Genomic DNA, 12,260 nt, shown 5'->3' with positions numbered 1-12,260 from the left:
CGTACTCGTCCAGCTCGGAGAGCAGCCCGTCCACGTCGTCCCGGTCGACGGTCAGGTCCTCGGCGAAGTGCCGGTCGCCGGTGGCGTCGGGCACGTACTTCACAGTGACAACGATCCTCAAGCTCACGCCGGCTCTCCTACTGCATCGTCATTTCTGGGCTGCCTTCTCGCAGGCAGCATAGGCGCCTGCAGTGGCCGATCCCGCTCGGGACGACCGCGCGCTCCGAGCGAAATATTACTCATCAGTACACCCAGTGCATGCCCGCTGAGCAAGCGCTTTGAACTGTGACCTTCGCAACGCAGCGTAACCGGAACTCAACGGCTTCGCAGGAGAGCGGGGCAGTGATCAATCACGCAGCGCGTTGAAGCGCCCCTGGTGGTAAAGGAGCGGACGGCCGGCGCCCGCGGGGTCGCCGAGCACGACCTCGGCCAGCACGATGCGGTGGTCCCCGGCGGGCACGCGCGCGACGACGCGGCACACCAGCCAGGCGAGCACGTCGTCGAGGACGGGGACCCCTTCGGGGCCCTTCCGCCAGGAGGTCGGCGCCCCGAAGCGGTCGGCGCCGCGGCGCGCGAAGGTGGCGGCCAGCTCCTCCTGGTGCTCACCGAGTATGTGGACGCCGATGTGGTCGGTCGCGGCGATCGCCGGCCAGCTGGATCCGCCGGTGCCGACGCCGAAGGAGAGCAGCGGGGGCTCGGCGGAGACGGAGGTGAGGGAGGTGGCGGTGAAGCCCACCGGGCCGGCCTCGCTGCGGGCGGTGATCACCGCGACGCCCGCCGCGTGCCGCCGGAAGACGGAGCGCAGCAGGTCGGGAGAGGCGCGCCGGAGAGTGCCGGGAGTGGTGAGGCCGGTCGTGGCCGCCAGGGCGTTGGCCGTCATGGAGTGGTCCTTCTGCTGGGGGACGAGCGGGAACTGCGGCTGCTCAACAGTCCGGACAGCGCGCGCTCGCGCGGCGTGCGAGACCGGCGCGGACCCGCCCGGGGAGAAGGAGTTCCGAGGACATACGGTCAGGCTGACGATAGTTGGTGGGCGCAGTCAAGTACGTCCCGGTATCTGGGAGACGTCTCACCGTCACGGGCACGGGCGTCACACCGCCTCGCCCAGGGCCGCGATGACGTCCGCCTTGCGCGGCTGTCCGGTGGCGCGCCGCACGACGCGGCCGTCGGCGTCGAGGACGAGCACGGTGGGCGTCCTCAGGATCCCGAGCCCGCGTACGAGTTCCAGGCGGGCCTCGGCGTCGATCTCGACGTGGGCGACTCCGGGGACCATGCCGGCCACCTCGCCGAGGATGCGCCGGGTCGCCCGGCAGGGGACACAGAAGGCACTGGAGAACTGCACGAGCGTGGCGCGGGCGCCGAGGTCCTCGCCCAGCTCGGCCGGCCCGAGCCGCCTGCCCTCGTCCTGTCCGCGCACCCGCACTCTCCCGTTCCACCTCGGCGCATCACCGGTTCGGTCACTTCTTTCCTCAGCGTTTCCAGGGGCATGATGATTCCCGTTCAGTGGGCCGACGGAGGTAATCACAGGGCCGACGTGACGAGGATCTCGCCGGGGACGGGCACGTGGACTGGCTCCGCGGCCGTTCTTGGGGCACGATCTGCGACAGGCCGTAAACCTACGGCAGCGTAACTTCCGCCGGGATCCCCTTCCCTGGCAGAGAGAAGGGTCCGCCGCGCCCATGGCAGAGCTCGTCTACCGTCCCGTCATCGGTCTCGCCCGCACGATGTTCAAGGTGTGGGATCTCAAGATCGACTGCCGTGGGTCGGAGTACATCCCGCGCTCGGGCGGCGCCGTGCTGGTGAGCAATCACATCAGCTATCTGGACTTCATCTTCAACGGGTTCGCCGCGCTTCCGCAGAAGCGTCTGGTGCGCTTCATGGCGAAGGAGTCGGTCTTCCGGCACCGGATCTCCGGGCCGCTGATGCGCGGCATGAAGCACATCCCGGTGGACCGGTCCCAGGGCGAGGCGGCGTACGCGCACGCGCTGGACTCGCTGAGGTCCGGTGAGGTGATCGGGGTGTTCCCGGAGGCCACGATCTCGCAGTCGTTCACCCTGAAGAGCTTCAAGTCGGGTGCGGCGCGGCTGGCCCAGGAGGCGGGCGTCCCCCTGATCCCGATGGCGGTCTGGGGTACGCAGCGGCTGTGGACCAAGGGCCACCCGCGCAACTTCAAGCGCAGCCACACCCCCATCACGATCCGGGTGGGCGAGGCCCTGGAAGCCCCTCGCGACCAGTACGCGGGCGCCATCACCCGCCGTCTGCGCGAGCGCGTCCAGGAACTCCTGGAAGCCGCCCAGCGCGCCTACCCCGTCCGCCCCAGGGACCAGCACGACACCTGGTGGATGCCGGCCCACCTCGGCGGCACGGCGCCGACCCCGGAGCAGCTGCGCACGGCCGGGGCGCACTGACGCGTGACGCGTCACCCGGGTGCCGCTTCCGGGCCGTACTATCCTGACATCGAGTCAGTGTCCATGCGGGGAGCGGGGGGATGTCCATGGTCACGGTCGGCGTCATGTTCGGTGCGCTCGCGGCGCTCGCGCTGCTTCTGATCGCCGTGCTCCTGCGGCGCGGCAACAGCGTGACGGAGAACCCCGAGGGGCTCCGCATCGAGCAGGCCCGCCGGGTCCAGGCACAACACGACCGCGTGTCGTACAGCGCCACGACGGTGCACAGCTCCAGCCCGACCATGAGCGACGTGTACCGCCGCCGTTAGCGCCGACGGCCGGGTGGTTCAGGCCGCGGACTGCGGCTCCCGTACGGTGATGCGCGCTCCGGGGCTGAACTTCTCCAGCAGTTCGGCGAGTTCGACTGCCGCCGCCTGCACCTCGGCGACCGGCACCGGGGCCAGGCTCTCCAGCAGGAAGATGCCCGAGGTGGTCCCCTCGGTGAGGCGGGTGCGGGGGCCCTGGCGCCAGTTCCAGCGGCGGCAGGTCACGCCGGCCTCGTCACGCCACACCACTTCGCCGGCGTCCGGGTGTTCGACGGTCTCCTCGCCGCCGGCGACGGTCACGAAGTCCTCCTCGCCACTGGCGCGCACCAGGCGCATGCCGCCCTGGACGAGGTCGAGGTCCTCGCCGCCGACGGGGATGAGGTGGGCGACGCTGATGGCGTTGTAGAGGTCGACGAGGACGTTGATGCGGGGCAGCCCGGCGTCCGTCAGCGCCCGCCGGGCCAGCGCCTCGGCCGAGTTGCGGGTGCGGGAGGGCTTGGAGCCGAACGCGGTGTACGTCGCGCGCCAGGCGGCCATGTGCGGGTCCTCGTGCGGGGCGCGCCCGTCGAGGCGTACGGCCAGACGGCGGGCCGCGTCGTCCAGGAGCGCCGAACTGGCCTCGGTGCTCGGACCGTTGACCAGCCCGTGGGCCTCCACGGCGACGTGGGCGAAGCCGGGTGCGAGCGCACGCACCTCGTCGGACACGGTGAGGGACAGCGTCATCTTCTCTTGCCTCGGAATCAGAGTGCGTCAGGCGGCGACTTCCACGGCCGCGACCGGTCGAGGGCTGCCTTGAGGGCGGCCGGTACGACCGGGCGTGGTTCAGCGTACAGTACTGGACAGTGCATCTCATTCGACTCCGGGTCCGGCACGAAGGCCGGGCGTTCACCGGCGAGGGAGGACCGGGTGTCGACGCGTCGGAAGCCCGTCGGGTCACACGCGGGGCGCCCGAGTCCTGCGAGTACCGCCTCGCCGGCGGCCGGATGGGCGGCCAGGCCGGGCGGGGGGCCTGGCTCGGCTCCACGCCCGCAGACCGCAGGAATGCGAGGGGACCGCTAGCGCGCCATCTCCTCCTTCAGGGCCGCCACGAACGTGTCCACGTCGTCCTCCGTGGTGTCGAAGGCGCACATCCAGCGCACCACGCCCTCGGCCTCGTCCCAGAAGTAGAAGCGGAAGCGCTTCTGCAGGCGCTCGCTCACGTCGTGCGGGAGCTTGGCGAAGACGCCGTTGGCCTGGACCGGGTGGAGGATCTCCACCCCGTGGACGGCACGCACGCCCTCCGCGAGGCGCTGTGCCATCTCGTTGGCGTGGCGGGCGTTGCGCAGCCAGAGGTCCTTGGCGAGCAGCGCCTCCAACTGCACCGAGACGAAGCGCATCTTGGAGGCGAGCTGCATGCTCATCTTGCGGATGTGCTTCATGCGGCGCACGGCGTCCTGGTTGATGACGACGACCGCCTCGCCGAACATCGCGCCGTTCTTCGTCCCGCCCAGGGAGAGGATGTCGACGCCGACCGCGTTGGTGAAGGTCCGCATGGGGACGTCCAGGGAGGCGGCCGCGTTGGCGATGCGGGAGCCGTCCAGGTGCACCGTCATCCCGCGCGCGTGGGCGTGCTCGCAGACGGCGCGGATCTCCTCGGGCGTGTAGAGGGTGCCCAGCTCCGTGCTCTGGGTGATCGAGACGACCTGCGGCGTCGCGCGGTGCTCGTCCTCCCAGCCGTACGCCTGCCGGTCGATCAGCTCGGGCGTGAGCTTGCCGTCGGGGGTGGGCACGGTGAGCAGTTTCAGGCCGCCCACGCGCTCGGGCGCGCCGCCCTCGTCGACGTTGATGTGCGCGCTCTCGGCGCAGATCACCGCGCCCCAGCGGTCGGTGACCGCCTGGAGCGCGACGACGTTCGCGCCGGTGCCGTTGAACACCGGGAACGCCTCGGCGCCGGCGCCGAAGTGGCTGCGGACGATCCGCTGGAGGTTCTCGGTGTAGTCGTCCTCGCCGTACGCGACCTGGTGCCCGCCGTTGGCCAGGGCCAGGGCGGCGAGCACCTCCGGGTGGACCCCGGCGTAGTTGTCGCTGGCGAAGCCGCGGACCTGAGGGTCGTGGTGACGACGGGCGTCGGTCCTGGGAGGGTTCACGGCTTCTCGGTCAGCCACAGACGTTTTCCGTTCACTTCCGCGGCGGGCTCGCTCCACACGTCGACGATGGCGTCGGCCAGGTCCTTGACGTCCGTGAAGCCCGCGAACTTCGCGTTGGGGCGCTCGGCGCGCATCGCGTCGTGCACCAACGCCTTCACCACCAGGATCGCAGCCGCCGACGTCGGTCCGTCGGGGCCCCCGGCCTTGCGGAAGTAGTCGGCCATGGCCAGCGTCCACGCCTCGGCGGCGGCCTTGGCGGCGGCGTAGGCGGCGTTGCCCGCGGTGGGCTTGCTGGCGCCCGCGGCGCTGATCAGCAGGTACCGGCCACGCTCGCTGCGCTGCAGCGCCTCGTGGAAGGCGAGGGAGGTGTGCTGCACGGTGCGGATGAGCAGCAGCTCCAGGAAGTCCCAGTCGTCGAGGCTGGTCTTGGTGAAGGTCTCGCTGCCGCGCCAGCCGCCGACGAGGTGGACCAGGCCGTCGATCCGGCCGAAGTTCTTCTCGATGTGGGCGGCCCACTCGCGGGTGGACTGCAGGTCGAGCAGGTCGACCGTGTCCCCGGTGACGGTGGCGCCGCCGGCGGCGTACCTCGCCGCGTCCACGGCCTCCGAGAGCCGCTCCGGGTCGTTGTCCGCGCCGACGACGGTCGCCCCCGCCTCGGCGAGCCGGAGCAGCGCCGCCCGGCCGGCCGGTCCGCCCGCGCCGGCCACCGCGATCACCGCACCGCTGAGAGCCCCGTTCCCCGCCATGTTCCTCGCCTCCTGAGCAGTGTTCCTGGTACCGCGGCCGCTCACGCGGCGACCCGCTCGGCGCTGTCCGCCGTAATGCCTCTGGTTGAGGCGATCACGCTCTTCATCTTCCTGGACAGTGCCTCGTAGAACATGCTCAGCGGAAACTCGTCCGGAAGCACGTCGTCGACGAGTTTGCGCGGCGGCTGGGTCAGGTCCAGGGCGTCGGGGCCCTTGGCCCACTTCGAGCCCGGGTGCGGGGCGAGGTAGGCGGAGACCAGCTCGTAGCCGGCGAACCAGTGCACCAGCTTGGGGCGGTCGATGCCGTCGCGGTAGAGCTTCTCGATCTCGGCGCACAGCTGGTTGGTGACCTGCGGGGCGCGCTCCCAGTCGATGGAGAGCTTGTTGTCGGTCCAGCGGACCACGTCGTGCCGGTGCAGGTAGGCGAAGAGCAGCTGGCCGCCGAGGCCGTCGTAGTTGCGTACGCGCTCGCCGGTGACCGGGAAGCGGAACATGCGGTCGAACAGCACGGCGTACTGCACGTCGCGGGCCTGGGCGACGCCGTCCTTCTCCAGCTTCACGGCCTCCTTGAAGGCGGTGAGGTCGCAGCGCAGCTCCTCCAGGCCGTACATCCAGAACGGCTGGCGCTGCTTGATCATGAACGGGTCGAAGGGCAGGTCGCCGCGGCTGTGGGTGCGGTCGTGGATCATGTCCCACAGCACGAAGGCCTCCTCGCAGCGCTTCTGGTCGTGGACCATGGCGGCGATGTCCTCGGGCAGGTCGAGGCCGAGGAGGTCGACGGCGGCGGCGGTCACGCGGCGGAAGCGGGCGGCCTCGCGGTCGCAGAAGATGCCACCCCAGGAGAACCGTTCCGGCGCCTCGCGCACGGCGATGGTCTCGGGGAAGAGCACGGCGGAGTTGGTGTCGTAGCCGGCCGTGAAGTCCTCGAAGGTGATGCCGCAGAACAGCGGGTTGTCGTAGCGGGTGCGCTCCAGCTCGGCCAGCCAGTCCGGCCAGACCATGCGCAGGACGACCGCCTCCAGGTTGCGGTCCGGGTTGCCGTTCTGCGTGTACATCGGGAAGACGACCAGGTGCTGCAGGCCGTCCACGCGGTTCGCGGCGGGCTGGAAGGCCAGCAGCGAGTCGAGGAAGTCGGGCACCCCGAAGCCGCCCTCGGCCCAGCGGCGCAGGTCCTTCACGAGGGCCTCGTGGTAGGCGGCGTCGTGCGGCAGCAGCGGGGACAGCTCCTCGACGGCGTCGGTCACGCGGCGTACGGCGGCGTCGGCGTCCGCACGGCCGGGGGCGCCCTCGGCCGTGAAGTCGATCGAGCCGTCCTTGGACTGCCATGGCCGGATGCGCTCCACGGCATCCTTGAGCGCGGGCCACGCCGGGTGCTCGACCACCCTGCTCACCGGAGGAACCTGCCCCTCCGTACCCACCTGCACAAGAACTTCCGTCATTTCCCATCCTCCACGGGAGAACCTCGCGTACGAAGACCGTATACATACGAGGTTTCTCCCAGCAAGGGGCCATTCGGGAAATTATCCTGCTCAGCCCCATCGTCGCCGCTTATTTTCCGGTCGCCTACCCAGTCAGCGCGAGTTCTACCGGGTCGGTGGAGTGACGCAGACCTCACCGCGCCGAGGGCGGTTTCCCGCCGCGGGCGGCCGCGCGCGGGCCTCGGCCCCCTCGGTCAACACGCGGGCGACCCGCCCACGCCGGAGTGACCGTCCCGGCGGGCGCACCCCCGTTCCCGCCCGGCCGTCACCCCACTGCCCCGTGTACGCGGGGGTTCAACCCGCCGCCGGGCCATTAGGCTGCGGCACTGCCGCGCGGACGGGGTCCGTCCGCTCCGCGCCGCGCCGAGCCGCCGTCGACGGAAGCGAGTTGAACCTTGAACTTCCTTACCCTCGGTCACCGCGGAGTCATGGGTGTCGAGCCCGAGAACACCCTCCGTTCCTTCGTCGCCGCCCAGCAGGCCGGCCTGGACGTCATCGAACTCGATCTGCACCTGAGCAAGGACGGCGCGCTCGTCGTCATGCACGACCCCAAGGTGGACCGCACGACCGACGGCAGCGGCGCGATCGCCGACAAGACCCTCGCCGAGCTGCGCTCGCTGGACGCGGGGCGCGGCGAGCGGGTCCCCGTGTTCGAGGAGGTCCTCGACGCCGTGCACACCCCACTGCAGGCGGAGATCAAGGACGTGGCCGCGGCCCGTGCGCTGAGCGAGGTCATGCGGCAGCGGGACCTGGTCTCCCGGGTGGAGGTGTCCTCGTTCCACGACGAGGCGATCGCCGAGATCGCCCGCCTGGTGCCGGGCGTGCGCACGGCGCTCGTGGCCAGCCGCTACGGCACCGACGTCGTCGAACGCGCCACCGCGGCCGGCGCCGCGACGCTCTGCCTCAACATCCGCCGGCTCACCCTGGAGGTCGTCGAGCACGCGCGCAAGGCGGATCTGAGGATCATCGGCTGGGTCGTCAACACCCAGGACCACCTGCGGCTGGCCCGCGCGTTCGAGCTGGACGGGGCGACCACCGACTACCCGGAGATCAAGCGCACGGGCCGCTTCACGGCGTAGCCGGTCCCGGCTGCCCGAGTTCCTTGACCAGCAGCTCGAACTCCAGGTCGTCGCGCTGCGGAATGCCGAAGCGCTCGTCGCCGTACGGGAAGGGGCTGGTCCTTCCCGTACGACGGTAGCCGCGGCGCTCGTACCAGGCGATCAGGTCCTCGCGTGCGGTGATCACGGTCATGTGCATCTCCGTGGCACCCCAGTCCTCCCGGACCCGGCGCTCCGCCTCGGCCATGACCGCCTTGCCCAGGCCGGCGCCCTGCAGCGCGGGGCTGACGGCGAACATCCCGAAGTAGGCGTGGTCGCCGCGGCGCTCGAGCTGGCAGCAGGCGACCACACGGCCGTCCCGCTCGACCGTCAGCAGCCGGCTGTCGGGCGACTTGATCACCTCCAGCACCCCCTCCGGGTCTGTCCGCTGCCCCTCGAGGATGTCCGCCTCGGTGGTCCACCCTGCCCGGCTGGAATCGCCGCGGTACGCCGACTCGATCAGCTGCACCAGCGTGTCGACGTCGGCGTCCGAGGCGTCGCGGAAGATCAGTGGTCCGGTGGTGGCGGTCTCCATGAGAGGTGCCTTTCGAAACTCGCTCGGATGGGGCGCGGCTGCGCAGAGACGGGGGCAATCCTGCCACTAGGCTCCGGGCGCATGGTGCACGTACTCAGCAGTCGGACACTGCTTCGGCCCACCGATCCCGAGCGCTCCCGCGTCTTCTACGGCGAACAGCTGGGGCTCGGCGTCTACCGGGAGTTCGGGACGGGACCGGAGCGTGGCACCGTCTACTTCCTCGGCGGTGGTTTCCTGGAGCTCTCCGGACGCTCCGAGGAGCCGCCGTCCCCCGCCGTGCGGTTGTGGCTCCAGGTCGAGGACGTGGCCGCGGCCCACGAGGAGCTGCGGGCGAGAGGCGTCGAGATCACGCGTGCGCCGGCGCGCGAGCCGTGGGGGCTGATCGAGATGTGGATCGCCGATCCGGACGGCACGCCCATCGTCCTGGTCGAGGTGCCGGCAGAGCATCCGCTGCGGTACCGGGCGGGGATCTGAGCAGGGTCCGGGTGCGTTCGGGCGCCCGCTGCTCCCGCTGGCCCGCGTCGGCGGCCGGGGCTAGCGTGCTGGTGGGTGGGGTGAGCCTTCCCGGAGGAGTGCCATGGAGTTCGACAAGCCGGTGGTCGGCGGACCCTGCTGGGCGGAGCTGGACACCAGCGACCTGGAGGCGGCCACGCGGTTCTACGCGGAGGTGTTCGGCTGGCGTATGCAGCGCAGCCCCCGACCGGACTCGGGCACGCACACCATCGCGTATCTGGGGGACACCGAAATCGCCGGGATCACCCCCTTGCGCCAGAGGTCGCAGCCGGTCGCGTGGAACGTCCTGTTCGCCGTCGCCGACGTCGACGCGGCGGCGAACAAGGTGGTGGAGGCCGGCGGGACGGTGATCCAAGGCCCGGTGGACGTCGACGACGAGGGCCGCTTCGCGGTGGCGCTGGACCCGTCCGGCGCGGCCTTCCAGATGTGGCAGGCCCGGGGCTTCCACGGTGCCGGGGCGTTCAACCGGCCCTGCTCGCTGGGCTGGGTGGAACTCGCCACCCGGAACATCAAAAGAGCCCGGGACTTCTACACGAGCGTGTTCGGCTGGAGCGTCAACGCCTCGGAGTGGTACACGCAGTGGGGCCTGCACGGCGATGACTTCGGCGGGGTGACGGCGATGCACGACCGGTTCCCGGCCGACGTGCCGCCGCACTGGTTGCCGTACTTCGCGGTCGAGGACGTCGACGTGACCGCGGACGTCGCGGTACGGGCGGGCGCCAAGGCCCTGCTGGAGCCCACGACCGTCCCGGAGGGCGCCCGTGTCGCGGTGCTGCGCGACCCGCAGGGCGCGATCTTCGGCATCTACCGGTCCGCTCAGGAGATCCAGGAGGACCAGGTGCGCCGGGAGGAGCAGGAAGACCGGCAGGAGAGCCAGGAGGGCTGAGGCGCGCGCCCGCGGCGCCGGGCCGCCTCTCAGATCCGCAGCGCCCCCGGGCGGCCCTCCAGCCGGCCCAGCAGCTCGCCGAGCAACGCGGCCAGCTCGCCCTGCCCCTCGCTGTCCAGGCCGGACAGGACGGCCCTTTCGTAGGCGAGCTGCTCCGGCAGGACGCCGTCGACCAGGGCGCGTCCGGCGTCCGTGAGGCGGACGTGGGCGACACGGCGGTCACGCGGGTCGCCGCGGCGCTCCACGAGGCCTCGTTCGGTGAGCTGCTTCAGGCGCTTGGTGACGGCGGCTCCCGAGGAGAACGTCTCGCGGGCCAGTTCGCTCGGGGTGAGCTCGTGTCCGGTGCGACGCAGTGCCCCGAGCAGGTCGAACTCGGGCCGGCTGAGCCCCTCCCGGCGCAGCGGCGCGTCCTCGGCCTGCTGGAACAGCGCGGCGCAGCGGTTGATCCGGCCGATGATCTCCATCGGCGCGGTGTCCAGGTCGGGGTGGACGGCCCGCCACTGGCGGACGACACCGGCGACGGTGTCGTCGTGGGCGGGGCCGGACACCGCGTCCGGCGCGCCCCCCGCGCCGGGCGTCCGCTCGCGCGCCGCCTGTGCGCTCACCGCTCCCGCCCGAGCCGGCCGTCCGTTCCTCGCCGTCATGGCCCTACGTCCTCCGTCGTCACGTCCGTGCTGGTCGCCGGGGCGTGCAGGCCCTGGCGTCGTATCGCCGCAGCGAGCGTACGGTGTGCGGACTGCTCGGCGAGCACCACCCGCTCCTGGGGCAGGGCGCGCTGCCACCACTCGCCGGACGCGGCGTCGACGGTGGCCCGCAGGTCGACCAGCGCGGCGGCCAGACCGCGGCGGGCGGACTCCAGGGCGGCGGGCGCCGGTCGCTCCTCGGCGAGCAGGCGGACGACCCGCTCATGGGCCCGGTCCACGGCGGTCAGCGCGTGCCCGATGCGGTCGCCGGCCCTGCGGTTGGTGACGGCGACGGCGGCTACGAAGCCGACCAGCGCGCCGACGACGGTGTCCACGGCCCGGTCGATGATCAGCTCGCCCGGCTCGTGGTACCCGGCGAACTCGATGATGAGCAGCGCCAGCGGGGTCACGCAGACGCTGCCGAGCCAGTAGTTGCGGCTTATCAGCGCCTCGGCGCCGAAGTTGAAGGCCAGGCAGAGCAGGACGAGGGCGAGGCCGCTGGAGTGCGCGAGCGGGGCGACGGCGCCGAAGACGAGGACGCCGACGAGGTTGCCGACGACGCGCTGGATGCTGCGGCTCCAGGTAAGAGTGATGTTGGCCTGGTACAGGGAGGCGGCGGTGACCAGGGCCCAGTAGGGGCGGCCGATGCCGAGTGCGAGGGAGGCGTAGCCGGCGAGGGCGCAGCCGAGGGCGGTGCGCACCGCGATCGGGGCGAGTTGGCTGAGCAGGCTCCGCCAGGGCCGGCGTGGGGCGGCGATCTCGGCGTCCACGCCGAGGAGTTCGTCGGCGGCCTCCGCCGTCTCGCCCGCCCGCGGGATCGGCCCGGTGCCGCGCACCTGGCGGGCCCAGGTCCGCAGCCGGTCGGGATCCGTGTCCGCGGGGGCGGCGAGCGCGACCTCGGCGCGCACGACGAGCCGCTCCAGGGCGCGCCGCGTCTCGGATCGGGCGCCGGTGGACAGCAGTGTCTGCCAGGCGGCCTGTACGGCGGCTGCCGCAGCGGCGCGGGTCCGGGCGTGGCCGTCGCCGGTGCCTCGGGTGGCGGCGTGGGCGGCGGCCGCGTTCAGCGCCTGGGCGGTGGCGCGGCGCTCGGGGCCGTGCGGGCGCAGCAGCCTGGGCGCCATGCCGACCAGCCAGGCCCAGACGCCCGCCACCGCGGCCAGTGCCACGTGGGCCGGGACCTGGCCGAGGGTCTGCGGGGCGAACAGGGAGGCGGAACTGATGAAGGTGAGGATGACGTTGCCGGGCGGGCCGATGCGGGTGGCGTCGCACAGCACCTTCTGCACGGCGGCCATCAGGGCGCCCACGGTGACCAGGACGATCGGGTCGGTGGTGAGCGAGGCCGCGACCAGGGCGAGGGCGAGGCCGCCGACCATGCCGAGCACCACCCAGGCCAGGGCGCGGGCCCGGGCCGCGTAGGGGCGGTTGTGGGCGTACAGGGCGCACAGCGAGCCGGCCATCGTGTACATGGCCAGATCGAGCCGGCCGAGGA

The 12,260-nt window shown here is 71.9% G+C and carries 14 protein-coding genes and 1 pseudogene; 5 read left to right on the top strand and 10 right to left on the bottom strand.

Annotated features, from left to right (window positions below; genetic code table 11):
• The 3 genes and pseudogenes from C1I97_RS19800 to C1I97_RS19790 all read right to left on the bottom strand — a co-directional run.
• Nucleotides 1-127 (bottom strand): annotated as a pseudogene (locus tag C1I97_RS19800) (electron transfer flavoprotein subunit beta); the annotation flags it as partial.
• A 219-nt stretch (nt 128-346) separates the two neighbouring features.
• Complete coding sequence (locus tag C1I97_RS19795) at nt 347-865, bottom strand: flavin reductase family protein (protein WP_441349133.1); 519 nt, start codon at nt 863-865, stop codon at nt 347-349.
• Between the two features lie 222 nt (nt 866-1,087).
• Nucleotides 1,088-1,420 carry a TlpA family protein disulfide reductase gene (locus tag C1I97_RS19790; RefSeq protein ID WP_181446799.1) on the bottom strand — a complete coding sequence of 111 codons (333 nt, stop codon included), beginning with the start codon at nt 1,418-1,420 and terminating at the stop codon, nt 1,088-1,090.
• Nucleotides 1,421-1,676: 256 nt separating this feature from the next.
• Between C1I97_RS19790 and C1I97_RS19785 the strand changes: the two genes are divergently transcribed.
• On the top strand, nt 1,677-2,405 hold the full coding sequence (locus C1I97_RS19785; protein ID WP_111004551.1) for a lysophospholipid acyltransferase family protein: 729 nt from the start codon (nt 1,677-1,679) through the stop codon (nt 2,403-2,405).
• An 80-nt stretch (nt 2,406-2,485) separates the two neighbouring features.
• Nucleotides 2,486-2,710, top strand: a complete 225-nt coding sequence (locus C1I97_RS19780; protein ID WP_258382650.1) for a hypothetical protein — start codon at nt 2,486-2,488, stop codon at nt 2,708-2,710.
• An 18-nt stretch (nt 2,711-2,728) separates the two neighbouring features.
• Here the strand turns inward: C1I97_RS19780 and C1I97_RS19775 are convergent, their stop codons facing one another.
• The 4 genes from C1I97_RS19775 to C1I97_RS19760 all read right to left on the bottom strand — a co-directional run bounded on the left by C1I97_RS19775 (nt 2,729) and on the right by C1I97_RS19760 (nt 7,018).
• On the bottom strand, nt 2,729-3,430 hold the full coding sequence (locus C1I97_RS19775) for a B3/B4 domain-containing protein (RefSeq protein WP_111004550.1): 702 nt from the start codon (nt 3,428-3,430) through the stop codon (nt 2,729-2,731).
• A 332-nt stretch (nt 3,431-3,762) separates the two neighbouring features.
• Nucleotides 3,763-4,833, bottom strand: coding sequence for a threonine aldolase family protein (locus C1I97_RS19770; protein WP_111004549.1), 1,071 nt, complete (start codon nt 4,831-4,833; stop codon nt 3,763-3,765).
• Nucleotides 4,830-5,579: an SDR family oxidoreductase gene (locus C1I97_RS19765; protein ID WP_111004548.1), complete on the bottom strand. Its 750-nt coding sequence runs from the start codon at nt 5,577-5,579 to the stop codon at nt 4,830-4,832. The genes C1I97_RS19770 and C1I97_RS19765 overlap by 4 nt, the downstream gene beginning before the upstream one ends.
• Nucleotides 5,580-5,620: 41 nt before the next feature.
• Nucleotides 5,621-7,018, bottom strand: coding sequence for a DUF6421 family protein (locus tag C1I97_RS19760; protein ID WP_111004547.1), 1,398 nt, complete (start codon nt 7,016-7,018; stop codon nt 5,621-5,623).
• Nucleotides 7,019-7,452: 434 nt separating this feature from the next.
• Between C1I97_RS19760 and C1I97_RS19755 the strand changes: the two genes are divergently transcribed.
• On the top strand, nt 7,453-8,136 hold the full coding sequence (locus tag C1I97_RS19755; protein WP_111004546.1) for a glycerophosphodiester phosphodiesterase: 684 nt from the start codon (nt 7,453-7,455) through the stop codon (nt 8,134-8,136).
• Here C1I97_RS19755 and C1I97_RS19750 read toward each other — a convergent pair.
• Nucleotides 8,126-8,689, bottom strand: a complete 564-nt coding sequence (locus C1I97_RS19750; RefSeq protein ID WP_111004545.1) for a GNAT family N-acetyltransferase — start codon at nt 8,687-8,689, stop codon at nt 8,126-8,128. The genes C1I97_RS19755 and C1I97_RS19750 overlap by 11 nt on opposite strands.
• A gap of 81 nt (nt 8,690-8,770) precedes the next feature.
• Here C1I97_RS19750 and C1I97_RS19745 point away from each other — a divergent pair, with 81 nt between their 5' ends.
• Nucleotides 8,771-9,163: a VOC family protein gene (locus C1I97_RS19745; protein WP_111004544.1), complete on the top strand. Its 393-nt coding sequence runs from the start codon at nt 8,771-8,773 to the stop codon at nt 9,161-9,163.
• 103 nt (nt 9,164-9,266) lie between these two features.
• The gene (locus C1I97_RS19740) at nt 9,267-10,088 is read left to right on the top strand and encodes a VOC family protein (RefSeq protein WP_111004543.1); all 822 of its coding nucleotides are present in this window, start codon (nt 9,267-9,269) and stop codon (nt 10,086-10,088) included.
• A 29-nt stretch (nt 10,089-10,117) separates the two neighbouring features.
• Here the strand turns inward: C1I97_RS19740 and C1I97_RS19735 are convergent, their stop codons facing one another.
• The gene (locus tag C1I97_RS19735; RefSeq protein WP_441349132.1) at nt 10,118-10,732 is read right to left on the bottom strand and encodes a MarR family winged helix-turn-helix transcriptional regulator; all 615 of its coding nucleotides are present in this window, start codon (nt 10,730-10,732) and stop codon (nt 10,118-10,120) included.
• Nucleotides 10,729-12,260: FUSC family protein (locus C1I97_RS19730; protein ID WP_111004542.1), on the bottom strand; the 1,532-nt coding region annotated here is incomplete at its 5' end. The genes C1I97_RS19730 and C1I97_RS19735, both read right to left, overlap by 4 nt.

This window comes from Streptomyces sp. NTH33 (assembly GCF_003236365.1).
GTDB lineage: Bacteria > Actinomycetota > Actinomycetes > Streptomycetales > Streptomycetaceae > Streptomyces.
This window is presented reverse-complemented; position numbering and strand designations above follow the sequence as displayed.

Excerpts from the sequence above, each read along its gene's own strand:
- C1I97_RS19785 (WP_111004551.1), top strand. The coding sequence starts at position 1,677 with ATGGCAGAGCTCGTCTACCGTCCCGTCATCGGTCTCGCCCGCACGATG.
- C1I97_RS19740 (WP_111004543.1), top strand. The coding sequence starts at position 9,267 with ATGGAGTTCGACAAGCCGGTGGTCGGCGGACCCTGCTGGGCGGAGCTG.
- C1I97_RS19775 (WP_111004550.1), bottom strand. The coding sequence starts at position 3,430 with ATGACGCTGTCCCTCACCGTGTCCGACGAGGTGCGTGCGCTCGCACCC.
- C1I97_RS19745 (WP_111004544.1), top strand. The coding sequence starts at position 8,771 with ATGGTGCACGTACTCAGCAGTCGGACACTGCTTCGGCCCACCGATCCC.
- C1I97_RS19760 (WP_111004547.1), bottom strand. The coding sequence starts at position 7,018 with ATGACGGAAGTTCTTGTGCAGGTGGGTACGGAGGGGCAGGTTCCTCCG.
- C1I97_RS19735 (WP_441349132.1), bottom strand. The coding sequence starts at position 10,732 with ATGACGGCGAGGAACGGACGGCCGGCTCGGGCGGGAGCGGTGAGCGCA.
- C1I97_RS19765 (WP_111004548.1), bottom strand. The coding sequence starts at position 5,579 with ATGGCGGGGAACGGGGCTCTCAGCGGTGCGGTGATCGCGGTGGCCGGC.
- C1I97_RS19750 (WP_111004545.1), bottom strand. The coding sequence starts at position 8,689 with ATGGAGACCGCCACCACCGGACCACTGATCTTCCGCGACGCCTCGGAC.
- C1I97_RS19780 (WP_258382650.1), top strand. The coding sequence starts at position 2,486 with ATGTCCATGGTCACGGTCGGCGTCATGTTCGGTGCGCTCGCGGCGCTC.